This is a genomic window from Afipia clevelandensis ATCC 49720 (genome assembly GCF_000336555.1).
Taxonomy (GTDB): domain Bacteria; phylum Pseudomonadota; class Alphaproteobacteria; order Rhizobiales; family Xanthobacteraceae; genus Afipia; species Afipia clevelandensis.
Window position 1 is genome coordinate 3,966,056 of sequence record NZ_KB375281.1, and the last position, 23,965, is coordinate 3,990,020.

24 protein-coding genes are annotated in these 23,965 nt (G+C 63.5%); 14 read left to right on the plus strand and 10 right to left on the minus strand.

Annotation, left to right across the window (positions count from 1 at the left end; all coding sequences use genetic code 11):
- From HMPREF9696_RS19015 to HMPREF9696_RS19025, 3 genes are read right to left on the minus strand one after another with little or no spacing between them, the layout of a single operon-like run.
- A complete protein-coding gene (locus HMPREF9696_RS19015; RefSeq protein ID WP_002714674.1) occupies positions 1–2,865 on the minus strand; it encodes a DUF4159 domain-containing protein in 2,865 nt (954 codons plus the stop codon).
- Positions 2,862–3,812: a DUF58 domain-containing protein gene (locus HMPREF9696_RS19020; RefSeq protein WP_002714675.1), complete on the minus strand. Its 951-nt coding sequence runs from the start codon at positions 3,810–3,812 to the stop codon at positions 2,862–2,864. The genes HMPREF9696_RS19015 and HMPREF9696_RS19020 overlap by 4 nt, the downstream gene beginning before the upstream one ends.
- A gap of 3 nt (positions 3,813–3,815) precedes the next feature.
- Positions 3,816–4,820, minus strand: coding sequence for an AAA family ATPase (locus HMPREF9696_RS19025; protein ID WP_002714676.1), 1,005 nt, complete (start codon positions 4,818–4,820; stop codon positions 3,816–3,818).
- A 286-nt stretch (positions 4,821–5,106) separates the two neighbouring features.
- Here HMPREF9696_RS19025 and HMPREF9696_RS19030 point away from each other — a divergent pair, with 286 nt between their 5' ends.
- From HMPREF9696_RS19030 to HMPREF9696_RS19045, 4 genes are read left to right on the plus strand one after another with little or no spacing between them, the layout of a single operon-like run.
- Positions 5,107–5,715: a DUF1285 domain-containing protein gene (locus HMPREF9696_RS19030; RefSeq protein ID WP_002714677.1), complete on the plus strand. Its 609-nt coding sequence runs from the start codon at positions 5,107–5,109 to the stop codon at positions 5,713–5,715.
- A 15-nt stretch (positions 5,716–5,730) separates the two neighbouring features.
- On the plus strand, positions 5,731–6,423 hold the full coding sequence (locus tag HMPREF9696_RS19035; RefSeq protein ID WP_002714678.1) for a CoA pyrophosphatase: 693 nt from the start codon (positions 5,731–5,733) through the stop codon (positions 6,421–6,423).
- Positions 6,420–6,683, plus strand: a complete 264-nt coding sequence (locus tag HMPREF9696_RS19040; RefSeq protein ID WP_002714679.1) for a DUF6111 family protein — start codon at positions 6,420–6,422, stop codon at positions 6,681–6,683. Before HMPREF9696_RS19035 ends, HMPREF9696_RS19040 begins: the two co-directional genes overlap by 4 nt.
- A complete protein-coding gene (locus tag HMPREF9696_RS19045) occupies positions 6,680–7,933 on the plus strand; it encodes a CCA tRNA nucleotidyltransferase (RefSeq protein ID WP_002714680.1) in 1,254 nt (417 codons plus the stop codon). Before HMPREF9696_RS19040 ends, HMPREF9696_RS19045 begins: the two co-directional genes overlap by 4 nt.
- A gap of 55 nt (positions 7,934–7,988) precedes the next feature.
- Here the strand turns inward: HMPREF9696_RS19045 and HMPREF9696_RS19050 are convergent, their stop codons facing one another.
- The 6 genes from HMPREF9696_RS19050 to HMPREF9696_RS19075 form a co-directional block, all read right to left on the minus strand.
- Complete coding sequence (locus HMPREF9696_RS19050) at positions 7,989–8,252, minus strand: YodC family protein (protein WP_002714681.1); 264 nt, start codon at positions 8,250–8,252, stop codon at positions 7,989–7,991.
- Positions 8,253–8,396: 144 nt separating this feature from the next.
- On the minus strand, positions 8,397–9,188 hold the full coding sequence (locus tag HMPREF9696_RS19055) for an outer membrane protein (protein ID WP_002714682.1): 792 nt from the start codon (positions 9,186–9,188) through the stop codon (positions 8,397–8,399).
- 213 nt (positions 9,189–9,401) lie between these two features.
- The gene (hemF, locus tag HMPREF9696_RS19060; RefSeq protein ID WP_002714683.1) at positions 9,402–10,295 is read right to left on the minus strand and encodes an oxygen-dependent coproporphyrinogen oxidase; all 894 of its coding nucleotides are present in this window, start codon (positions 10,293–10,295) and stop codon (positions 9,402–9,404) included.
- 12 nt (positions 10,296–10,307) lie between these two features.
- The gene (locus tag HMPREF9696_RS19065) at positions 10,308–10,673 is read right to left on the minus strand and encodes a 6-pyruvoyl trahydropterin synthase family protein (RefSeq protein ID WP_002714684.1); all 366 of its coding nucleotides are present in this window, start codon (positions 10,671–10,673) and stop codon (positions 10,308–10,310) included.
- A gap of 31 nt (positions 10,674–10,704) precedes the next feature.
- Entirely contained in the window at positions 10,705–11,337 is a 633-nt protein-coding gene (gene queE, locus HMPREF9696_RS19070) for a 7-carboxy-7-deazaguanine synthase (protein WP_002714685.1), read from the minus strand.
- Entirely contained in the window at positions 11,334–11,792 is a 459-nt protein-coding gene (locus tag HMPREF9696_RS19075; protein WP_002714686.1) for a tRNA (cytidine(34)-2'-O)-methyltransferase, read from the minus strand. The genes queE and HMPREF9696_RS19075 overlap by 4 nt, the downstream gene beginning before the upstream one ends.
- A gap of 273 nt (positions 11,793–12,065) precedes the next feature.
- Between HMPREF9696_RS19075 and petA the strand changes: the two genes are divergently transcribed.
- The 10 genes from petA to HMPREF9696_RS19125 all read left to right on the plus strand — a co-directional run bounded on the left by petA (position 12,066) and on the right by HMPREF9696_RS19125 (position 23,112).
- Positions 12,066–12,596, plus strand: coding sequence for a ubiquinol-cytochrome c reductase iron-sulfur subunit (petA, locus tag HMPREF9696_RS19080; protein WP_085946853.1), 531 nt, complete (start codon positions 12,066–12,068; stop codon positions 12,594–12,596).
- A 51-nt stretch (positions 12,597–12,647) separates the two neighbouring features.
- Positions 12,648–14,714, plus strand: a complete 2,067-nt coding sequence (locus tag HMPREF9696_RS19085) for a cytochrome c1 (protein ID WP_002714688.1) — start codon at positions 12,648–12,650, stop codon at positions 14,712–14,714.
- 166 nt (positions 14,715–14,880) lie between these two features.
- A complete protein-coding gene (locus tag HMPREF9696_RS19090) occupies positions 14,881–15,819 on the plus strand; it encodes a bile acid:sodium symporter family protein (RefSeq protein WP_002714689.1) in 939 nt (312 codons plus the stop codon).
- Positions 15,816–16,802, plus strand: coding sequence for an SDR family oxidoreductase (locus tag HMPREF9696_RS19095; protein ID WP_002714690.1), 987 nt, complete (start codon positions 15,816–15,818; stop codon positions 16,800–16,802). The genes HMPREF9696_RS19090 and HMPREF9696_RS19095 overlap by 4 nt, the downstream gene beginning before the upstream one ends.
- A complete protein-coding gene (locus tag HMPREF9696_RS19100) occupies positions 16,799–18,094 on the plus strand; it encodes a flavin-containing monooxygenase (RefSeq protein WP_002714691.1) in 1,296 nt (431 codons plus the stop codon). The genes HMPREF9696_RS19095 and HMPREF9696_RS19100 overlap by 4 nt, the downstream gene beginning before the upstream one ends.
- A gap of 27 nt (positions 18,095–18,121) precedes the next feature.
- Entirely contained in the window at positions 18,122–18,796 is a 675-nt protein-coding gene (locus HMPREF9696_RS19105; protein WP_002714692.1) for a dienelactone hydrolase family protein, read from the plus strand.
- Entirely contained in the window at positions 18,793–19,260 is a 468-nt protein-coding gene (locus HMPREF9696_RS19110; RefSeq protein ID WP_002714693.1) for a GNAT family N-acetyltransferase, read from the plus strand. Before HMPREF9696_RS19105 ends, HMPREF9696_RS19110 begins: the two co-directional genes overlap by 4 nt.
- A 196-nt stretch (positions 19,261–19,456) precedes the next feature.
- Positions 19,457–21,616: an anthranilate synthase component I gene (locus HMPREF9696_RS19115; RefSeq protein WP_002714694.1), complete on the plus strand. Its 2,160-nt coding sequence runs from the start codon at positions 19,457–19,459 to the stop codon at positions 21,614–21,616.
- 112 nt (positions 21,617–21,728) lie between these two features.
- Complete coding sequence (locus HMPREF9696_RS19120; RefSeq protein ID WP_002714695.1) at positions 21,729–22,268, plus strand: adenine phosphoribosyltransferase; 540 nt, start codon at positions 21,729–21,731, stop codon at positions 22,266–22,268.
- A 43-nt stretch (positions 22,269–22,311) separates the two neighbouring features.
- Complete coding sequence (locus HMPREF9696_RS19125; RefSeq protein WP_002714696.1) at positions 22,312–23,112, plus strand: SDR family NAD(P)-dependent oxidoreductase; 801 nt, start codon at positions 22,312–22,314, stop codon at positions 23,110–23,112.
- Positions 23,113–23,272: 160 nt separating this feature from the next.
- On the opposite strand, the gene HMPREF9696_RS19130 is transcribed toward HMPREF9696_RS19125, so the two are convergent.
- Positions 23,273–23,944 carry a hypothetical protein gene (locus HMPREF9696_RS19130; RefSeq protein ID WP_002714697.1) on the minus strand — a complete coding sequence of 224 codons (672 nt, stop codon included), beginning with the start codon at positions 23,942–23,944 and terminating at the stop codon, positions 23,273–23,275.
- Between the last annotated feature and the right edge of the window lie 21 nt (positions 23,945–23,965).

The following is a 23,965-nucleotide window of genomic DNA, read 5'->3' on the forward strand; positions in this document are numbered from 1 at the left end:
TTATTGCCCCAGCCGTTCGATCAGCGCTGGTGCATGCACCTGGTCCGCCTTGTAGTTGCCGGTCAGGGTGTACATCACGATATTGACCCCGGCGCGGAACGCCATCTCGCGCTGGCGCGGATCGCCGGGTGTCAATGGCAACATCGGCTGGCCGTCGGCGCGTAACGCCCATGCGCCGGCCAGATCGTTCGAGGTGATGATGATCGGAGACACGCCATCGCCGCCGCGCGCGGGGCGGTCGGCAGCCTCCTCGTCATCGACACGCGGCAGGGTCTCGACCCAAGTCTGGCCCGAGGTGAAGCGGCCCGGGAAGTCGCGCAGCAGATAGAACGTCTTGGTCAGTACATGTTCGCGCGGGACCGGCTCAAGCTCGGGAATATCGAGCGAGGACAGAATTTCGCGCAATGTGAGCATGCCGGGCGTCTGCGATTCTCCGCCGGGGCCGGGCGGCGCCTCGATGGCGTCGCGTGTATCGAACACCACCGTGCCGCCCTGCTTCATGTAGGTGTCGAGCTTGTTGATCGCGTCCTGTGACGGCTTGGGCGCGCCGGTGACCACCGGCCAGTAGATCAGCGGGAAGAAGGCGAGTTCATCCCGTGCCGGATCGACGCCGACCGGCTCGCCGGCCTCCAGCGCCGTGCGCTGCGCGAGGAACAGCGTCAGGCCCGACATGCCGGCTTTCACGATGGAATCGACATCGGAGTTTCCGGTGATGACGTAAGCCAGCCGTGTTTGCGCCACGGCTCTGATGGCGAACTCGTCATCCGCTGCGCTTTTCGCAGAGAGCGCAGCGGGGGCGGTCTTTGCCGGAGCTTTCGGTGCCTGCGCGTAGGACTGTGAGGGGACGCCGCCGATCGAAGCCAGCGCGAAGGCAAGAGTGAGCGCAGCAGTTGCGGTCCGCCGCCGCAACAGCGCGGCAATGCCGCCGCCGAGAATGGCGACGATAATGGCATCGAGCAGGAACAGCGCGAGCGCCGCCGAGAGCAGGATGCCGCGCAGGTCGCGCGGCTCGGCATTGGTGTAGGTCGCGCGCCGGGCCTTTAGCGCGGACGTATCAAGCGTCGCAAGCCTGTCGGCGGCAGCCAGCGCGTTGACGGCGAGCGGGCCGTCGGCGGGACCGTAAAGCCCCGGCGGATGATCGGGCGTGGCGCGGTCGCGGTAATCCGCGCGCAGCGGCTTTGCGGTGGAGGGCGGCGGGCCGAACGCGCCGAAGCCGTCGAGGGTGCGGATCGGCGCAACAGTGTCCGCTCCGGCTTCCGCGGCGACACCTGCGCCCGCATTGGCCGTATAGCCGGACATATCGACGATTCGCCGCAGCATCTCGACAAAGGTGCCAGACATCGGTAGGTCCGACCAGCGCATATCGGCGCTGATATGGAACAGCGCGATCACACCCTTGTCGCGATGCTCGCCCGTGACCAGCGGCGTGCCGTCGCCAAGCGACGCCCAGCTCCGTGTGGCGAGGCCGGGGTCCGGCTCGGCCAGCACCTGACGGGTGATGGTGATGTCCTTCGGCACGGCAAGGCCGGCGAACGGACCGTCACCGGCGAAGGACGCCAGCGGCTGCGGCTTTTCCCATGTCAGGCTGCCGCCTAGGCTGCGTCCGCCGCGGCGCAGTTTCACCGGCACAAGATCGTCATCGCCGGCGGCGAGGCGGGGGCCGGCGAAACGCACCAGCACGCCACCCTGTTTGATCCAGGTGTTGAGCCGGTCGCGGATCTCCGGCGACAGCGTGCCGACATCGGCGAGCACGATCATCGGCAGTTTCTGATCGAGGAATTGCCCGATGGCGACAGCAGGCGCGCCGCGTTCGCCGAGGCGGACATCGGCAAACGGCGCGAGCGCGCGGGTCAGATAGAAGGTCGACGCCAGCAGCGGCTGCGCGGTGTCGGTGGTCGCGCCGGACACGATGCCGATGGCGCGGCGGCGCCAGCGCTTGTCGAGCAGTTGTACCGCGCCCGCCGAGCGCTCGCCGGAGACTTCAAGCCGGGTGATGTCATTGCGCAGTTCGACCGGGAGGTCGAAGCTCGCTTCGGTCTCGCGGTCCTGCAGGCCGAATGCGAACTTCGCCTCGCCGATCGGCGAACCCTTCTGGTCGAGCGCGCGCACCAAGCCAACGTCGCCTCCGCCGGTTCCCGCGCGCAGAACTTTCACCGTCATCTTGGCGGCAGCGTTTTCCGCCGCGACCAAGGCATGGGCCGGTGGCGTGCCGCCTTCGACGATGGTCAGCGCGCGGTCCTGAATCGTTTTGGTCAGGCCTTCGGTGAAATCGCTGCCGCGTCCGGTATCAATGCCGTCACTCAGCCAGACGATCTCGCTGTCGCCGGTCTTGGCCAGAAAGCGCTGCAGTGCCGGAAGCGTTTCGACGCGCTCGACGGAATAGGGCTTCGGCGCAAGCTGGCGCAGCGCCACGCGCGCGGTGCCCGCAGGCATCAGCGTGATGTCGCGCGTTGAATCCGACAGCGGCACGAGCGCGACCGCGCGGCGGTCGGATTCCGCGTTGGAAATCATTTCGTCCGCCGTCTTGATGCGGGCGTCCCAGTTGGAAGCTGCGCTCCAGCCGTCGTCCAGCAGCAGAACCAGCGGCGCGGAGGAACGCGACGCGCCTTCGCCCGGATTCCAGATCGGGCCGGCGGCCGCGAGAATGACGAGCGCGGCGGCGATCAGCCGCAGCAGCGTCAGCCACCATGGCGAGCGCGACGGGGGTTCTTCCTTCGGCACAATGTCGAACAGCAGGCGCGTCGGCGGAAAATCGACGCGGCGGGGACGCGGCGGCATCACCCGCAGCAGCCACCACAGCGCCGGAAGGCTCAACAGGCCCGTCAGCAGCCACGGTTCGGCAAAGGAGAGCGGCAGGCCCATCATGTGCGCGCACCGGAATTCGTCCGCGCAGGGCCACGGCTGTTGGTGACGGCCTGAGCGCCCGCGCCCATGCGTGCATGAATGGCGAACAGCAACTCGGTCGGACCGCGATCCGTGCGATGTACGGTGAAGCTCCAGCCGAACTGGTCGGCCTCGGCGCGCAGCGCAGCCCGATGATTGGCGACCAGTGTTTGATAGTCGTCGCGCCAGCGTTCGGCCCGGCCGGCCGTCACGGTGCCAAGGCCTTCCGAATCGACGAATTCAACGCGGCCTTTGTAGGGAAAACTTTCTTCTGCGGGATCGACGATCTGGACAACGTGACCTCTGGCCCCGTTTGCGGCGAGCTGCCCGATCGCCGTGCGGAATTCGGAGATCGGACTCCACAGGTCGGACAGCAGCAAGACCTCGGAAAAAGGCGCCGGCTCGAAATTCGGCGGCAGGCTGGGCCGCTCGCCGGCGTCATGGACAATTACCTGCGCCATCGTTTCGATCACATTGCGATTGGCCGTCGGACGCATCAGGCCGGGAATTCCCACGCGCTCGCCGCCCTGTACCAGAACCTCCGCCAGCGCAAACGCCACCACGAGCGAACGGTCGAGTTTGCTCCATTCGGTCAGATGCGAATTGAAATCCATCGACGGCGACCGGTCGATCCAGAACCAAATCGTATGCGAGGATTCCCACTCGCGTTCGCGGACATAGAGCTGATCGTCGCGCGCGGAGCGCCGCCAGTCCACGTTGTGAGACGGCTCGCCGTTGATGAAGTGCCGGTATTGCCAGAAATTTTCCCCGGCTCCGGCCCGGCGCCGGCCATGCAGGCCGTGGATCACGGTTGCGGCAACACGGCGCGCCTCGAGAATGAGGCGCGGAACGCGCGCAGCCAGCTTTCGGCTTTTGCCGATTGCGGCCTGGACGGCGTCATCCTGTTGGCTCCCGCTCACTTGCGGCATGCGCTATCCGATCCGTGACTTCAGCCGCCTGATAACATTTGGAATCGTCTCTCCTTCGGCGCGCGCGGAGAATGTCAGCGCCATGCGGTGTTTCAGCACGGGCTCGGCGAGGTCGAGCACATCGTCGATGGATGGCGCGAGCCGCCCGTCGAGCAACGCGCGCGCGCGGACGGCCAGCATCAGGGCCTGGCTGGCGCGCGGTCCCGGTCCCCAAGCGATGGACTTGCCGATCTCGCCGCTGTCGTCTCCCGGACGCGCCGATCGCACCAGTGAGAGGATTGCTTCGACCACGGAGTCGCCAACCGGGAGGCGGCGCACCAGACGCTGCGCGGTGAGCAGTGTCTCGGTGGTCATCGCTTCCTTCGCGACCGACTGGTCGGCGCCTGTCGTGTCGAACAGGATTTTGCGTTCGGCGTCGCGGTCCGGATACTCGACGTCGATTTCCATCAGGAAACGGTCGAGCTGCGCTTCCGGCAGCGGATAGGTGCCTTCCTGCTCCAGCGGGTTCTGGGTCGCGAGCACATGGAACGGCTTCGGCAGGTCGTGCCGCGCACCGGCGACCGTGATGTGCTGCTCTTGCATCGCCTGCAGCAGCGCCGACTGGGTGCGCGGCGAAGCGCGGTTGATCTCGTCCGCCATCAGGAGCTGCGCGAACACCGGCCCCGCGATAAAGCGGAACGAGCGCTTGCCGCTGGCGCTTTCATCCAGCACTTCGGCGCCGAGAATATCCGACGGCATCAGGTCCGGCGTGAACTGGACACGCTTGGCGTCGAGACCCAGCGTGATCCCGAGGGTTTCCACCAGCTTGGTCTTTGCGAGGCCCGGCACGCCGATCAGCAGGGCATGTCCGCCCGACAGAATAGTCACCAGCGCGTTGTCGACCACACGCTCCTGCCCAAAAATAACGGTGGAGACCGCTTCCCGCGCTGCGCGGATGTTTCCCGCGATCTGCTCGGCCGAGCGCACGATCACGTCTTCCAGCTTCTCGACACCTTCCGCGCCAGCCATGCTTTTCGCTCCTTGAATGGATCGCATCTGTCCCGACTTCGGGTTCCATTGGACTCAGAGTCCGGACTTCAGACCGCCGGCCCATGCTAAACTTCCGCAAAGACCATGTATTCTCTTATGTATTCCCAACGTCAGGCTGTCCCCACATTAGCGGGCGGGGGGCTTGAAACTCATCACGATGTGGCGAGTATTCCTGCCGCGCGGCTTGCGGGATTCAGCGGTATCTTCCTGCGTCTCGTCGTGCACCATTTGTGCCAAACAGAAGCGTCAACGGTCAGGGCAAACAATGGCGAACCAAGGGCAGAAACAGGAGCCGAACCCGGCCCAGCGTCTGGACGGGCTGACCCAGGCCGCGCGCGGAGCTGCGACAAAAGGTCTGCCGCCGGTTCATTTGTGGAATCCGCCGTTCTGCGGCGATCTCGACATGCGGATCGCGAGCGACGGCACCTGGTTTTACCTCGGCACGCCGATCGGCCGTCACGCGCTGGTAAAGCTGTTTTCCACGATCCTCAAACGCGAGGACGGCAAATATTTTCTGGTCACGCCGGTCGAGAAGGTTGGCATCCGCGTAGATGATGCGCCGTTTCTCGCGGTGGAGATGGAAAGGGACGGCGAGGGCGCTGCGCGGCAACTGAGCTTCCGCACCAACATGGACGAATGGGTGCCATGCAACGCCGATCACCGGCTGCGCTTTGAAGCCGCCGCCGACGGCGGCTTGACCCCATACCTCCATGTGCGTGCGGATTTGTGGGCAAAAGTTACACGCGCGCTCTATTATGATCTGGTCGAGATGGGCGAGATTCGACAGGCCGATGGCCGCGAGATGTTCGGCGTGATGTCCGGTGGTGAATTTTTTACGATGGCGGACGCCGCGCAGGCGCGCGATCCTGTTTGACGGACGAGGTTCGGGTTGACGAAGACTTTTCTGAAGGATGCGCTCCCACCCGGTATCGCGACGCCGGCGGACATGACGTCCCGTGAGTTTTTCCGCAGGGCGCAGGAGCGGCTGAATTTCGATGTGCCGAAGGGGCTGACCGATGCCGCGGTGCTGGCGCCGACCGGCGATTTCGGCACCGATGCGATGCTGCAGATCATTGCGAAGGAGCGCCCTGTACGTCCGGCAGCGGTGCTTGTGCCGATTGTCGAGCGCGATGTGCCTACCGTGCTGCTGACCAAACGCGCCGAACATCTCAACGAACATGCCGGGCAGGTGTCGTTTCCCGGCGGCAAGATCGACCCGACCGACGCGACGCCGATGGATGCGGCGCTGCGCGAAGCCGACGAGGAGATCGGGCTCAAGCACGATTTTATCGAACCGGTCGGTTATCTCGATGTGTATGCGACGGGCTTCGGATTTCGTATCCTCCCGACGCTGGCGCGTGTGCGGCCCGGCTTCGAGCTGACGATCAACGCGAACGAAGTCGACAATGTGTTCGAGGTGCCGCTCGCCTTCCTGATGGACCCGGTCAATCACAAGCTCGGCAGCAAGGAATTCCGCGGCATGCAGCGCTCGTTCTACGAAATGCCGTTCGAGCAGCATTACATCTGGGGCGCGACCGCCGGGATGCTGCGCGCGATGTATGAGCGGATCTGCCTTTCATGATCCGTCCTGTCCTGACCGAGATCGGAATCTTCCTCATTCCTTTCGCGGTGTATGCGGCATTCCTGATCGCAAGCCGGTCCGGCGTCTGGGTGAAATCGTCCTGGCCACTGCCTGTGGTCGCGAAACTGGCGGTCGGCGCTTTCGTGCTCGTCATCGTCAGCCTGTTGCTGCTGGCGCATTTTTCCGGCGCGCCGCCGGGCGCGACCTATACGCCGGCGCATATTGAAAACGGAAAACTGATCCGGGGGGCCGACAAATGAGCGTCCCCTCGCTGCGCGATGCGCCGTGGCTGAGATCGGGCGCGACAGCGCGGGTGCTCGCTGTGCTGAACGCCGACGGCGAGGAGGCGCGGATTGCCGGCGGCGCGGTGCGCAACGCACTGCTGGGCCTGCCGATCGGCGATATCGACATCGCGACGACCGCACTGCCGGATGAAGTGATCCGCCGCGCCAAGGCCGCGCATATCAAGGCGGTGCCGACCGGTATCGACCATGGCACGGTGACGCTGGTGATCGACGGCCAGCCTTTTGAAGTCACGACGCTGCGCGAAGACATCGAGACTTTCGGACGCAAGGCCACGGTCGCGTTCGGGCGCGACTGGAGACGCGACGCCATGCGCCGCGACTTCACCATGAACGGACTGTTTGTGACCGCCGATGGCGTGGTGCATGACGAGGTCGGCGGTCTTGCGGACATCGAAGCGCGCCGGGTGCGTTTTATCGGTGATCCCGCGCGCCGCATCGCTGAGGACTATCTGCGCATCCTGCGGTTCTTCCGGATCCATGCCGCCTATGGCGAAGGCACACCGGACCGCGCCGGATACAAGGCCTGCATTGCCGGACGAGACGGCCTCGCGGGCCTGTCCGCGGAGCGAATCCGGATGGAGATGCTCAAGCTGATGGTCGCGAAGCGCGCCGCCGAGGCGCTGGTGGCGATGGACGACGCCGGTCTGCTGCTGCGGCTGACAGCGGGCGTGGTCTATCACGGCGCTTTCGCCAACATGATCGCGGCCGAGCGCGCGCTGGGGATCGGACCCGATGCCATTCTCCGCCTCGGTGCATTGGCGGTTGCCGTCACCGAAGATGCCAAGCGGCTGTCGCAGCGCTGGCGGTTGTCCAACGCCGAGACCAAACGCCTCGATTCAATGGGACACAGGTGGTGGCGCGCGGCGGGAATGGACGAGGCCATCGCCGAGCGACGCTTGTATCGGCTTGGCGCTGCGCGTTACCGCGACCGGATGATGCTGGCCTGGGCGCGGGCGGGACGTGACTTCAATGCGCCGCAATGGCGCGATCTGACGACGTTGCCAGACCGCTGGACGCCGCCGGCATTCCCGCTCAAGGCGGCGGATTTCATTGCACGCGGGATCGCCGAAGGGCCGGCGCTCGGCCACGTATTGACGCTGGCGGAGGATGCCTGGCTGGCGCTGCAGTTTCCGCTGGACGCCGCCGCGCTGAAAGGCATCGCGGACGAAACGGTCGCGCGATTCACGCGCGACCATCGGCTGTGATGCCGAACCCTTCCCACGAAACGCGGGAAGGGTTGATGGCGTGGATCGAGGCGTATCAGGCGACTTCCGCCGCGGTCTTGGCGTGGTGATCCTCTTCGTCTTCGTCGCTGTCTTCGTGTTCGTCGTCGTCCTGCTCGTCTTCATCGTCGGAGAGGTCGATGTGGGCGAGTTCAAGCACCGCCGCGGGAAGCTTTTCGCGGAACAGGTCGCCTTCCTCGCCGATCCAGATGCATTCAATTGTTTCGTCGGTCACGTCCGCGACGGTTAAGGCTTGTCCTCCGGATTTGAGGACGACGACATCGCCTGCTTTCAGTTTCATGGCCGGCTCCTTGCTGATGTGAGGAGCCTTCAGCCTAGACGCGCGTCATGACATGCGGACAAAGAGCGTAGATCGAATTTGCGACACAACAAAAAAGCCCCGGACCAAGTCCGGGGCTTTCGATATCCGAAAGACGTTTTCGCCTTAGCGCATCGCGCCGAGGAAGTAGCCGAGCACGTCGAACTTGTAGTTCAGGCCGACCTTGGCGGTGTGGATGCCGGAGAGCGCGGTCGTGGTCCAGACCTGCGTGCCGCCGTTACCGTTCAGGTTGCCGGTGGTGGTGATGTTGTTGTCGAAGCCGAGGTACAGGTATTCGGCCTTCACGCTCCACTTGTTGTCGAGCGCATATTCCCAGCCGCCGCCGATGGCGTAACCGAGGCGGTACTTCTTCTGCATGGTGTCGATGTGGTTGCCGGGGGTGCCGTCGGACACGCCGGTTTCAAAGTCGACCAGCGCGGCGCCGCCCTTGACGTAAACCAGCGAGCGATCGAAGGCGTAGCCGAAGCGGGCTGCCCAGACGCTGTAGAGGCCTTCGGCGCGGGTGGTTGCGATCGAGGTTGCCGAACCGGCATAAGCCGAGGAGCCCTTCACGCCGATGTAGCCGGTTTCACCTTCGTAACCAATCACCCAGTTCGGAGCGAACTGCCAGTTGTAGCCGCTGGTGTAGCCGCCGATCACGCTAGAATTGTACTTGTACGAGGCTGCGGGGCCACCGAAGATCGGCGCGCCTGCGCCGTCAACCGGAACACCGGTCACGTTGTCGCCGTCAGCGAAAGCACCGCCGACGTAACCGCCGATGTAACCGCCGGTCCAGGTGAAGACCTGCACCGGAGGAGCCTTGCGATACATCGGCTTTGCGCCGAGATCGGCTGCGGAAGCCGCGCCAGCCAGGCTAACGCCCGCGGCAGCGAGGATGAGAACAGCAATCTTGCGCATCGGAGCCCCTATAGAATCGTTGGTGGCAGCACGATTCCGCCACACCTATGACCCTCAAACTACGTGGAGGGCGGCTCCGGCTCAAATGGTTTCAGGCGTTTCCCGGGTTCTGCAGTACCGTTCTTTGACGGGTGTGCTGTCTCGGTGACACGTCAAAAACGTCCAAAAATGCCCGTTTATTAAGCGTTTCTGAACTTTCGGGGATGCTCCGGCTCAGGGCCATTTCACCTCGGGCGGCATCGAGGACAGGATCGAGTCGACGTTACCCCCTGTTTTCAGGCCGAAAATCGTGCCGCGGTCGTAGAGAAGATTGAATTCCACATAGCGGCCCCGGCGCACCAGTTGCTCCTGCCGGTCCTTGTCGGTCCAGCCGTTTCTGAAATTCCGCCGCACCAGGTCGGGATAGATTCGGGCAAAGGCCTGTCCGACATCCCGGGTGAAAGCGAGGTCGGCGTCCCAGTCGCCCGAATCGAGCCAGTCGTAAAAAATGCCGCCGATGCCCCGCGGCTCCTTGCGGTGGGGCAGGTAGAAATACTCGTCGCACCAGCTCTTGAACTTGTCATAGGGGGCGACGGCGGCATGGGCGTCACAGGCCGCCTTCATGGCGGCATGGAAGGCGGCCGTATCGGGATCGTCCTGGGTCCGCCGCCGGTCCAGCACCGGGGTCAGGTCCGCGCCGCCGCCGAACCACGTCTTGGTGGTCACCACGAAGCGCGTGTTCATGTGAACCGCCGGCACGTTCGGATTGCGCGGATGAATGATGAGAGAAATCCCCGAGGCCCAGAAGCGTGGATCGTCCGCGGCGCCCGGAATCTGGGCGCGGAATTCGGGGGCGAATTCGCCATGGACTGTGGAGCAGTGCACACCGGCCTTCTCGAACAGCCGGCCGCGCAGCACCGACATCACGCCGCCGCCGCCGGGCTTGCCGGTGTGATCGGTGCGGTCCCATGGCGTGCGGACGAAACGGCCGGCATCGCCGGGGTACAGCTCCGGCGCAGCATCGGCTTCGAGTGTCTCCAGCGATGCGCAGATATCGTCGCGCAGATGCTCGAACCATGTGCGGGCCTGCTGCTTGCGCTGCTCAAGCGTGGTGAGGGGCTTTTCCAACTGGTCTCTCCGTTAGCCTTGAGGACCGAAATAGGTGCAGCTTTCGCCGCAACTGTCGCGATAAACGCTGACCCGGACCACCTGTCCGGTGTGCTGGACCCGGTCCCAGATGAAGCGCGTCAGGTTTTCCAGCGTCGGCGCGCCGAGCGTTTCGATCTTGTTGAGCCATTTATGATCGAGGATCGTCTGCACCTCGGTCATCCGTTGTTCGAGCAGGCCGAGGTCCGTCACCATTCCGGTCGCAGGATCCGGTGTGCCGCGAATCGTGACTTCGGCGCGGAAGGAGTGGCCGTGCACCTCATCGCTGGCTTCGCCCAGCGTCGTGCCCGGCAGCGAATGCGCGGCCTCGAAACGGAACGATTTCGTCAATTCCCACATCAATCTTGTCCAGTCCGGGCTGCTTGCAGCCCTATCTGATCCCGAGCGTCTTGTGCGTTTGCACGCTGAGACGCCATTGCGGATGCGCCAGGCAATAGGCGATGGCCGCCTGTGTGCTTTGCGCTATGTCAGGTCCATCCATCGGCTGCAACGAGAACCGCTCGAATTCCAGTCCTGCGAAATCTTCCGGTTTATTTTCCGGCTGCGGATAGACCAGTTTCAGTTCGTGGCCTTTGCGCAGGATCAACTCCGCTCCGGCTTTCGGGCTGACGCAAATCCAGTCGAGACCGGGCGGGGCGGTCACCGTGCCGTTGGTTTCCACCGCGATGGTGAAGCCGCGCGCATGCAGGGCGTCGATCAGCGCCGGATCGACCTGAAGCAACGGTTCGCCCCCGGTCAGCACCGTGTAGCGATGCTCCGGCGGGCCTTCCCATTGTGCCGCGATGACCGCGGCGAGGTCGTCGGCGTTCGCGTAGCGGCCACCCAGCGTGCCGTCCATGCCGACAAAGTCGGTGTCGCAGAACTTGCAGACGGCCTCGGGACGGTCCTGCTCGCGGCCGGTCCACAGATTGCAGCCCGAGAAGCGGCAGAATACGGCCGTGCGTCCGGCATGGGCGCCTTCGCCTTGCAATGTCAGGAAGATTTCCTTTACCGCGTAACTCAACGCGCCATTCCTCTTGTTTGCCGGAGCGCCTCGCCGAGCGCCATGGCCACCGTCATGGCGACATTCAGGGACCGCATTCCGGGGGCGATCGGGATGATCAGCCGCTCGTCGGCCGCGTTGACCACGTCATCCGGCACCCCGGCGGATTCCCGGCCGAACAGCAGCAGGTCGTCGTCCCGGTAGATATGATCGAGATAGGGTTTTGCCGCCTTTGTCGAAAAAAGCACCAGCCGGCTGCCGGATCCCGCCCGCCAGGCCTCGAAGCTGCTCCATGAGACATGCCGGACGATGCTGACCTGATCGAGGTAGTCCATTCCGGAGCGGCGGAAATGGCGGTCGGAGACCGGGAATCCGGCAGGCTCGACAATATGGGCCTCGACGCTCAGGCAGGCGCACAGGCGCAGAATCGTCCCGGTGTTCTGCGGGATGTCTGGCTGGAAAAGGACGACGCGCATCGGACAGCGGCCTTGGGCCCCGGTGGAAAAGTTGAGGAAAAATCACAGCGGCGGGCACATTTAATGCATCGCACTAAATGTGCCGATAGCGGGCTTGCGCTCTCCCGGCAAGGGTGCCAATAGATCGATTCTAGATCGCATGTTCTGCCCGGTTGAGTGGGACAAGTGGTCATTCTGCCACCGCGGGGGGCCGCGGGCACCGGCTTCTTTCCCGGCGCGTCCGCTGCGGCGTCCGGGGCAGCACCGCCGGTTGCAGTTCGGAAAGGGTTTGCAATCGTGACGTCTTCCTCATCGGCCGCTGCGACACGCCGTGATTTTCTTTATGTAGCGACGGGATCCGTGGCCGCCGTCGGCGCAGCCGCCGTAGCCTGGCCGCTGATCTCCCAGATGAATCCGGACGCCTCGACCATCGCCGCTGGCGCCCCGATTGAAGTCGATCTCTCGCCGATCGCCACCGGACAGGACATCAAGGTGTTCTGGCGCGGCAAGCCGATCTACATCATGAACCGCACCAAGAAGCAGATCGACGAGGCGCGTTCGGTGAACGTGTCGAGCCTGCCCGATCCGCAGACCGACCAGTCGCGCGTCAAGGAAGGCCACGACCAGTGGCTCGTCGTGATCGGCATCTGCACCCATCTCGGCTGCATTCCGATCGCCCATGAGGGCAACTACGACGGCTTCTTCTGCCCGTGCCATGGTTCGCAGTACGATTCGTCGGGCCGTATCCGTCAGGGGCCGGCGCCGCTGAATCTGGCTGTGCCGCCTTACGCCTTCGTCTCCGACACCAAAATCAAAATCGGCTGATTTTTCTAATCTGACCCGATCGCGTCGCTTCTTCTTTGTCAGGATCGCATCATGAGCGGACCATCGAACTACAACCCGCAAAACCCAGTCTTGAAGTGGGTTGAACGGCGTCTCCCGATCGGGGGGCTGATCCACTCGTCCTTCATCGCCTATCCGACGCCGCGTAACCTCAACTACTGGTGGACGTTCGGCGCGATCCTTTCGATGATGCTCGGCGTGCAGATCATCACCGGCATCATCCTGGCGATGCATTACACCCCGCATGTCGATTTCGCGTTCAAGTCGGTCGAACTGATCGTCCGCGACGTCAACTACGGCTGGCTGCTGCGCTACCTGCATTCCAACGGCGCGTCGATGTTCTTCATCGCCGTCTACATCCACATGTTCCGCGGTCTCTACTACGGCTCATACAAGGAGCCGCGCGAGGTTCTCTGGATCCTCGGCGTCATCATCTATCTGCTGATGATGGCGACAGGCTTTATGGGCTACGTGCTGCCGTGGGGCCAGATGAGCTTCTGGGGCGCCACCGTCATCACCAACCTGTTCTCCGCCATTCCTTATTTCGGCGAGAGCATCGTGACCCTGCTGTGGGGCGGCTACTCGGTCGGCAACCCGACGCTGAACCGCTTCTTCTCGCTGCATTACCTGCTGCCGTTCGTGATCGCCGGCGTGGTGGTGCTGCACGTCTGGGCGCTGCATGTCGCTGGCCAGAACAACCCGGCCGGCGTCGAGCCGAAGACCGAGAAGGACACCGTGCCGTTTACGCCTTACGCGACCATCAAGGATGGTTTCGGCATGGCGTGCTTCCTGCTGTTCTTCGCCTGGTTCATTTTCTACATCCCGAACTATCTCGGCGATCCGGACAACTACATTCCGGCCAACCCGGCCGTCACCCCGGCGCACATTGTGCCTGAATGGTACTACCTGCCGTTCTACGCGATCCTGCGTTCGATCCCGAACAAGCTCGCCGGCGTTATCGCGATGTTCTCGGCGATCATCGTGCTGGCGTTCCTGCCGTGGCTCGACTCGGCCAAGACCCGCTCGTCGAAGTATCGTCCGCTGGCCAAGCAGTTCTTCTGGATTTTCGTGGCGATCTGCCTCGGCCTCGGCTGGCTGGGCGCAAAGCCCGCGGAAGGCATCTATGTGATCGCAGGCCGCGTCCTGACGTTCTGCTACTTCGCCTACTTCCTGATCGTGCTGCCGATCCTCAGCCGCATCGAGAAGGCGCGTCCGCTGCCGAACTCGATTGCCGAAGACGTGCTGCGCAAGACGGGCAGGACACCGGCTTCGGCTGCGGTTGCTCTCATTGCCGGCGGCATGTTGCTGCTGGGCGGCATGAACAACGCCAAGGCCGAGGACGGCCATGGCCCGACCCCGCCGTCGCTGAAATGGTCGTTCGCCGGTCCGCTGGGCAAGTTCGATCAGGGTCAGCTCCAGCGCGGCCTCAAGATCTACAAGGAAGTCTGCTCGGCCTGTCACGGCCTGTCCTTCGTGGCTTTCCGCAACCTCGCGGACCCGGGCGGTCCGGGCTACTCGCCCGCGCAGGCTGCGGCTTTCGCGTCGGACTACAAGGTCAAGGATGGCCCGGACGACAAGGGCGAGATGTTCGAGCGCAATGGCCGCCCGGCTGACTATTTCCCGTCGCCCTATCCGAACGAACAGGCTGCGCGCGCCTCGAACGGCGGTGCCTATCCGCCGGACCTGTCGCTGATCGCAAAGGCCCGTGGTTACGAGCGCGGTTTCCCGCAGTTCATCTTCGACGCCTTCATGCAGTTCCAGGAGAAGGGCCCGAACTACATCGACGCCATCCTCCAAGGCTACGAAGAGAAGCCGCCGGCGGGCTTCGACCTGCCGGAGGGCTCGTACTACAACAAGTACTTCCCCGGCCACGCCATCAAGATGCCGAAGCCACTCAGCGACGGTCAGGTGACCTTCGACGACGGCTCGCCCGCCACCGTGCAGCAGTATGCCAAGGACGTGGCCGCGTTCCTGATGTGGGCTGCCGAGCCGCATCTGGAGGCGCGCAAGCGCACCGGTCTGCAGGTCATGCTGTTCCTGATCGTGTTCTGCGGTCTGCTGTATTTCACCAAGAAGAAGGTCTGGGCGAACGCTCACTGACCTGTCTGGAAAATCCGATCTGCGAAAGGCCCCATTCCGGGGCCTTTTTGCTGTCCGATGCTTCGATGCAGCATGACCGTGCTTGGAACGCGGCCGGTGTGGCTGCGCGGTCCACTAGCGTCCCGTGTTCCTCTCAACTAACCTCCGGAGAGGGGCTGAGGAACGCATGACGGGCGCACCGATCGACGAGATTCTGCTGAACATCAATCCGACAGGGCAGCTTGTGCTCGGCGGCGTGCTGGCGCTGATCATTTACGGCGTGGCGCTGGACCTGCGGATCGAGGACTTCATCGAAGTGTTCCGCCGGCCGGTCGCCCCGCTCGCCGGCTTGCTGGCGCAGCTCGCGGTGCTTCCGGCGGTGACATGGGCAATCACCATGCTCCTGAAGCCGCAGCCCAGCATCGCGCTCGGCATGATGGTCGTCGCGGCCTGCCCCGGCGGAAACATATCCAATCTCATCACCCACATGGCGCGGGGCAACACCGCGCTCTCCATCAGCATGACCGGCGTGTCGAGCCTGCTGGCCATCGTCACGACTCCGCTCAACATCATTTTCTGGGCGGGACTCAATCCCGACACCAACGCGCTGCTGCGGCAGGTGAGCATCGAGCCGCTGTCGTTCCTCGGCTCGACCATGGCGATTCTCGGCGTCCCGATGGCGCTCGGCCTGGCCACGGTGCATTACTGGCCGCGTCTCGGGCACATGCTGCGCCGTCCGCTGCAGATCCTGTCGTTCCTGTTTCTGGTGGCGTTTATCGGCGGCGCGATCTTCACCAATGCGCGCTATCTCACCACCTTCGTCGTCTCGATCCTTCCGTTTGTGATCCTGCACAATGCCATCGCCATTGCGCTTGGCTGGGGCACCGCCAGGTTGCTGCGCCTGAGCGATTACGATACCCGCGCGATGACCATCGAGGTCAGCATGCACAATTCGGGGCTGGGGCTTGCGCTGATCCTCAACCAGTTCGACGGCATCGGCGGCGCCGCGCTGGTCGCGGCAGGGTGGGGCGTCTGGCATCTGATTGCCGGATGGGCCCTGGCGGCGTGGTGGAAACGCCGCGATCCACACCCGTCCGGCGCACAACAGAGGGATAGCGCGGCATGAGCGACGCCCACGCCGGACCTTATGCGATGAATGGCGGCGTGCTGGTGACCGGCGCTGCGGGCTTCATCGGCACCTCGCTGATCGCCGAACTCGCACGCCTCAACAAGAACTCTGAAATCATCGCGCTGGATATGCGCGAAGTCCCCGCCAATGAGCGCCTGCCCAACGTCACCTATCTGACAGGCGATGTGCGCGATCCGGCGCTGCGGGACATGTTCCAGGTCCGCCGTCCGCAGACCGTGGTGCATCTCGCGTCCGTCGTCGCGGTCGGCGGCGATCCGCAGCGCGACTGGGAGATCGACGTGCTCGGCACCAAGAACGTGCTGCAGGCCGCGCTCGATGCCGGTGTCGAGCATCTGATCGTGACCTCGAGCGGCTCGGCCTATGGCTACCATGCCGACAATCCGGTGCCGCTGCATGAAACCGATCCGCTGCGCGGCAACGCCGATTTCCCCTATGCGCGCAACAAGCGCGAGGTCGAGGAAATGCTGATCGAGTGGCAGGAGCTTTATCCCGATCTGCAGCAGACCGTGTTCCGTCCCTGCACCGTGCTCGGGCCAACCACCGACAATCAGATCACCGCGATTTTCGAGCGACCGATCGTGATGGGCGTCAGCGGCACCGCGACGCCGTTCTCGCTGATCGCCGACAGCGATGTAGTTGACGCGCTGGTGCAGGCCGTGCGGCAGCCGAAGGCGGGCACCTATAACCTCGCGGGAGATGGGACGCTCAGTCTGCGCGAGATCGCCGAGCTGAACCACCGGCCGTATATTTCGATTCCGCCCGGGCTTCTGAAGTCGGCACTGTGGCTGCTGCATCTGTTGCGCATCACCAAGCTCGGTCCCGGTCATGCCAAGTTCATCCAGTATCGGCCGGTGCTGTCCAACGAGAAGCTGAAGACAGTTTTCGGATTCACGCCGCGCTATGACGCGCGCAAGGTGTTCGAGCGCTATCGCGACGGCCGGGCGGAGCTGAGAAAATGACGACGCTCGTCATCGGCGCCGGGCCTGCGGGCCTTGCGGCGGTCAAAAGTCTCAAACAGGCCGATCTGCCGGTGAAGTGCGTTGAGCGGAATGCCGATGTGGGCGGGCAGTGGCTTTATGGCGCAGCGCCCAGCGCGGTTTATGCCTCAACCCATCTGATCTCGTCCAAACGCACCACGGCCTATGCGGATTTTCCGATGCCGGAGGACTGGCCGGCCTATCCGGGCCACGAGCGGGTGTCCGAATATTTCAAGTCGTTCGCCAAGCAGTTCGATCTTTATCCGCTGATCCGCTTCAACACCGAAGTCACCAAACTCGAACAGCGTGATGGAAGCTGGCGCGCGACGCTTGGCGACGGCACCACTGAAGACTACGAGAGCGTGATCTTCGCCAACGGTCACCTCAGCGATCCCCTGATGCCGAAGATTCCGGGCGATTTCAGCGGCAAGCTGATGCACGCGAAGGACTACAAGACCGCCGATATTTTCGAGGGCAAGCGCGTGCTTGTGGTCGGCATGGGCAATACCGGCTGCGATATCGTGGTCGATGCCATTCACCGCGCCAAACAGGTGCTGTGGAGCGTGCGCGGCGGCAATCATTTCGTGCCGAAGTTTCTCGCCGGCAAGCCGGCCGACGAAGGCAATCACAAGCCGAAGCGCTTTATTATTCCGAAGCGCCTGCGCTCGATGCTGCACGAGCCGATCCTGCGGTTTCTGGTCGGCCCGCCCGAGCGGTTCGGATTGCCCAAGCCCGAGCACCGGCTTTATGACAGGACGCCGATCGTCAATTCACTGGTGCTGCAGCATTTGGGGCAGGGCGACGTGACGCTGCGCAAGCCGATCAGGGAATTTCGCGGCGATACGGTTGTCTTCACTGATGGCAAGGAAGATCAAGTCGATCTCGTGCTGCTCGCGACCGGCTACGAGATCACGTTTCCGTTTCTGGACGATTTAAGCGAATTGAACTGGCAGCCCGAGAAGAGCGCGCCGCGCCTCTATCTCAATATCTTCCCGTCACGGCCGAACGGGCTCTATGTCGCGGGGTTGCTGGAAGGCGCGGGCGTCGGCTGGCCGGGGCGCGCGCTGCAGACCGATCTGATCGCCGCCTATATCAAGGCGCAAAAGGAGAGCGCGGATGTGACCGCGAACTTCCGTGACAGGATCGCCGCGTTCCATGCGCGGCCTGCAACGAAGGATCGCGGCGAGCACGGTATTTTCGTCGATTTCCTGCAATACAAACGTGATCTTCAAAAAGCCATCGCGAGCTTGAGCATCGCCTCGCCCGCGGTATAAGACGCATCCAAAGTATCGGAGGACACCATGGGCACCAATATCACTTTCAAGCGTCCCGACGGCAAGGACGCGACCGGCTATCTCGCGAACGCCGCGCGCGGCAACGCACCGGGCGTCGTCGTCATTCAGGAATGGTGGGGCCTGTCCGAGAACATCAAGGGACTGGTGGATCGCTTTGCGGTCGCGGGGTTCGATGCGCTCGCGCCCGATCTCTATGACGGTGTTGTCGTGCCGTATCACGATGCCGATGCAGCCGGAAAAGAGATGAACTCGCTCAACTTCATCGAGGCGACTGAACAGAACGTGCGCGGCGCGGTGCAGTATCTCAAGCGCAACGGTGCGAAGGTCGGTCTCACCGGCTTCTGCATGGGCGGCGCGGTGACCATCATCGGCGCGGCGAAGATTCCGGAACTGACAGCCGGCGTTGCGTTTTACGGCATTCCGCCCGAACAGGCGGCGAAGCCCGCCGATGTGAAAATTCCGCTGCAGGGGCACTTCGCGAACAAGGATGACTGGTGCACGCCCGCTGCGGTCGACGCCTTCGAGAAGGCGATGAAGGCCGCAGGCAAGGATTTCGAGGCGTTCCGCTATGACGCCGATCATGCCTTCGTCAACGAGGAGCGTGCGGCGGTTCATGACCGTCAGGCGGCGGAACTCGCCTGGGGCCGCGCCACGGATTTCTTCAAAAAGCATTTGGGATGAACATCACCATCTCCGACCTGCGGCAGCAGCCGGCGTTCTTCGACGCGGTTGCTGACCGTATCTGGCGGGCATGGTGGAAGGAGCGGGGCTTTCCGGCAGACCATATCGCCGGGCGGCTGCGCGAGAACATGAATGCGTCACCGATCCCGTTTGCGCTGGTGGCGCACCGGGACGAGACCTTTATCGGCACGGCTTCGGTGATCGCTTCGGACCTTGAGGAACGCCCGCAGTATTCTCCCTGGGTGGCGGCGGTCTGGGTCGATCCGCAATACCGGATGCGGGAGATCGGGTCGGCGCTGGTCGCGCGGGCGGTGGAGGAGGCTTTCGCCCTGCATTTCCGGCGGGTCTACCTTTGCGCGGAAAAGGACAGGCGGCGCTTCTATACCCGGCAGGGCTGGGCGCCGATCGAGGAGGATGTCGGCGGGCGGAAACTCACGGTTTTTGTCAGACAGGCCGGGCCTTGACTTCCCCCGCGCCGGATGGTGTTTTGCCTGCCATGAGCACCCTGTCCAGCCCGACCCGTCTTTGGTGGCGCACCTTCTAAAGGTGGCCGGTGCGATTCCCATGAATTTTCAATCGTCGAGGCCGTCATCGCAGAGCGACGGCCTTTTTCGTTTGTCCTGTGTGGCGTTCCTCCAGCAAGTCTCGTAAGAGGACCAGATGAACAGGACCCTTTTTTCCCTTCCCGCGCAGAGCGAATACCGCACGGCCCGCGGCCTCGATGTCGCCCGCTCCGTCGAGCATTTCACCGGCGGGGCGGCGCTGGACCGGCTGATCGACCGGCTCGACACCCGCCGCGGCGTGGTGCTGTCGTCGGGCACGACCGTGCCGGGCCGCTATGAGAGCTTCGATCTCGGTTTTTCCGATCCGCCGCTGCGGCTGGAATCGACGGGTACGGATTTCTTCATCGAGGCGCTGAACGAACGCGGCAAGGTGCTGGTGGCGTTCCTCGCCGAGACCCTGAAAGAGCCCGCTGCGGTCATCACCGAAAAGAGCGCTACGCGCGTTTCCGGTCACATCCTGCGCGGCGACGCGCCGGTGGATGAGGACCAGCGCACCCGGCGCGCCTCAGTGGTCTCGCTGGTGCGTGACATCATCGCGGCGTTCAATTCTCCGAGCGACGGCTTGCTCGGCCTGTTCGGCGCCTTCGCCTACGATCTCGTCTTCCAGTTCGAGGATCTCGTGCAGAAGCGGGCGCGCGAGAAGGATCAGCGCGACATCGTTCTCTACATCCCCGATCGCATTCTGGCCTATGACCGCGCCACCGGGCGCGGCGTGATCCTGAGCTACGAGTTCGCCTTCAAGGGCCAGTCGACCCAGGGCCTGAGCCGCGAAACGCCGGAGAGCGTGTACGCAAGGACCAAGCGCGAGGGCTTTGCCGACCACGCTCCTGGCGTCTATCAGCAGACGGTCGAGACCGCGCGTCAGGCCTTTGCACGCGGCGATCTGTTTGAGGCGGTGCCGGGGCAACTATTCGCCGAACCCTGCGACCGTACGCCTGCGGAAGTGTTCCAGCGCCTGTGCAAGATCAATCCGTCGCCCTATGGCGCGCTGATCAATCTCGGCGATGGCGAATTTCTCGTCGCAGCCTCGCCGGAAATGTTCGTGCGCTCGGACGGCAAACGGATCGAGACCTGCCCGATCTCCGGCACCATCGCGCGCGGCGCCGATGCCATCAGCGACGCCAAGCAGATTCAGGAATTGCTCAATTCGCAGAAGGACGAATTCGAGCTGAACATGTGCACCGACGTCGACCGCAACGACAAGGCGCGCGTGTGCGAGCCGGGCACCATCAAAGTCCTGGCGCGTCGGCAGATCGAGACCTACTCCAAGCTGTTCCACACCGTCGATCATGTCGAAGGCATGCTGCGCCCGGGCTTCGATGCGCTTGACGGTTTTCTCACCCACGCATGGGCTGTCACCGTTACTGGCGCGCCGAAGCTGTGGGCGATGCAGTTTGTCGAGGATCACGAGCGGTCGTCGCGCCGCTGGTATGCCGGCGCGCTCGGCTTCCTCGGCTTCGACGGCAGCATCAACACGGGCCTGACCATCCGTACCATCCGCATGAAGGATGGCCTCGCGGAAGTGCGCGTCGGCGCGACCCTGCTGTTCGACAGCGATCCCGTTGCCGAAGAGAAGGAATGCCAGACCAAGGCGGCGGCGCTGTTTCAGGCGCTGCGCGGCGATCCGCCGAAGCCGCTGTCGACCTTCCAGCCGGATGCGAGCGGCTCGGGCAAGCGGGTGCTGCTGATCGACCACGAGGATTCGTTCGTGCACATGCTGGCGGATTACTTCCGTCAGGTTGGCGCGACCGTCAGCGTGACGCGGCACAACCATGCGCTCGATGTGTTGAAAAAGAACGAGTACGACCTTCTCGTTCTCTCGCCCGGTCCCGGCAGACCCGAAGATTTCGGCGTGTCGAACTTCATCGGCGCAGCGCTGGAGAAGAAGCTGCCGGTGTTCGGTGTCTGTCTCGGCGTGCAGGCCATCGGCGAATATTTTGGCGGCAAGCTCGGGCAGCTTTCGACGCCGGCCCATGGCCGTCCCTCGCGCGTGCAGGTGCGTGGCGGCACCTTGATGGGCAATCTGCCCAATGAAGTGGTGATCGGACGCTATCACTCGCTATTTGTCGAGCGCGAGACCATGCCCGACGTTTTGCAGGTCACGGCCTCTACCGAGGACGGCATCGCCATGGCGATCGAGCACAAGACGCTGCCTGTCGGCGGCGTGCAGTTTCATCCCGAGTCGCTGATGTCGCTGGAAGGCAATGTCGGACTTCGGATCGTGGAAAACGCATTCAGGCTGGGGCAGCCCGGTTAGAACGTCATTGCGAGGAGCGTCAGCGACGAAGCAATCCATGCGTTGCGACCCGGGACTGGATTGCTTCGCTTCGCTCGCAATGACGAAAATGATTTTGTGGGATTAGCATCTGATGACTCTCTCCGATGATTTGAAGGCCACCGTCCGCGCCATTCACGATTATCCGAAACCCGGAATCATTTTCCGTGACATCACCACGTTGCTCGGCAATGCATGGGCGTTCCGCCGCGCGGTCGATGAACTGGTGCAGCCCTGGGCCGGCTCGAAGATCGACAAGGTCGCGGGCATGGAAGCGCGCGGCTTCATTCTTGGCGGCGCTGTGGCGCATCAGGTCTCGGCTGGCTTCGTGCCGATCCGCAAGAAGGGCAAGCTGCCGCACACCACGGTGCGGATTGCCTACTCCCTGGAATACGGCCTCGACGAAATGGAGATGCATGTCGACGCCGTGAAGCCGGGTGAGCGGGTCATCCTGGTCGATGACCTGATCGCGACCGGCGGCACGGCGGAAGGCGCGGTGAAGCTGCTGCGCCAGATCGGCGCCGAGGTTGTCGCGGCGTGTTTTGTCATCGACCTGCCGGAGCTTGGCGGCGCGGCGAAGCTGCGCGCCATGAATGTGCCGGTGCGAACGCTGATGACCTTCGACGGGCACTAGGCGTTTAACAACAACAATCAAAGCCGCCTCGGGGAGAACAACCATGGATCTTCAACTCGCCGGAAAGATTGCCGTGGTCACCGGCGGCACGCGCGGCATCGGCAAGGCGATTGCGCGCTCGCTTGCAGGCGAGGGTATGGATGTCGCGATCATCGGCCGCGACCTTGAGGCGGCGAAGGCAACCGCGACTGAGCTTGCAGGCGAAACGAGCCGCACAATCCGCGCTTATTCGGCCGATACCGGCAAGGACGAGGCGGTGCGCGCGGCTGTCGCTGCGATCCACAAGCACTTTGGCCGGATCGACGTGCTGGTGAACAGCGCGGCGCAGCCGAGCGGGCAGGCGAAGCCGCCGTCGCTGGCCGAAATCACCGACGAATTGTTCTGGAGCGACGTCAACGTCAAAGTCATGGGCTATCTGCGCATGGCGCGCGAGATTGCGCCGCTAATGAAAGAGCAGGGCTGGGGCCGCATCATCAACATCAGCGGGCTTGGCGCGCGGCAGACCGGCGTCACCATCGGCAGCATCCGCAATGTCGGCGTCGCAGCTTTGACCAAGAATCTCGCCGACGAACTCGGCCCGAGCGGCATCAACGTCACCTGCGTTCATCCGGGCCTGACCCGGACCGAGAAGACGCCGGGCGTGATCGCGTGGCGCGCGGGGGTCGCCAAGAAGAGCGAAGCCGAGATCGAGAAGGCGATGAGCGATCTGAATACGATCCGCCGCCTCGTCACTGCCGAGGAGATCGGCCATATCGTCGCGTTCCTCGCATCCCCGAAGTCGATTGCCATCAATGGCGACGCGATTGCGGCGGGTGGCGGCGCGCCGGGCAGTATCTATTACTAGAATGTGGATGATCTAGATTTGGCTATTTACGTCATTGCGAGCGAAGCGAAGCAAAGCAAAGCAATCCACTCTTGGCATAAAGCTGGATTGCTTCGTCGCAAGTGCTCCTCGCAATGACGAGTCCAATAAACTCGATCATCTAAAATGGAATAATCCTGATCTATCCCAGCTTGTGCAGGATCAGGTTCAGTTCGAGTTCGCGGAAGCGGGTGTAGTTGTTGCGCACCCACTGATGCAGTTCTGACGACTGATCCTTGTTGGTGCGCAGATAGTGCGTGAACGAAAAGTTCAGCCGCCCGATGATGGATTTGAGGAACGCCGGCAGAGCCGCGATCCTGAACGGGCGGGCACGGCCAAATCCCTGCGGCAGCGGCCCCCACAGCACATGCTCGTTCTCGACCGGGACAAGCGCCGCGTTGGGAAATGTGTCGCGCAGCATGGTCCACGCCACGCTGGAGGCGCGGTCGCGGTCGGGAATGAACAGCACGATGGGATCGACGCCGCGCCGGTCGGCTTCCTTCATGAAGCCGATTTCCGCGATGATCTTGAAGAAGTCGTCGAAGGCATGAAAGCCGAGATCGATCACCTTCGGCACGCCGTCATTGACAATCAGGCGGTCCATCAGCGCCATCTGCCCGAACGTGTCGCTGATCATTGCCGTTTCGGTGACGGCGGGAAGATAGTTCAGCAGCGACGGTTCGCGCAGGTTAAGGTCGAACGCGAGCACCGCGCCGCGCTGAAGTAGCAGGAATTCCGTCAGTGCGCGGGCAATCAGCGTCTTGCCGACCGCGGGGCGGGGCGAGCAGACGATATAGACAGGCGTGCGGCGCATCGGCGCGATGTCCGTTGAAGT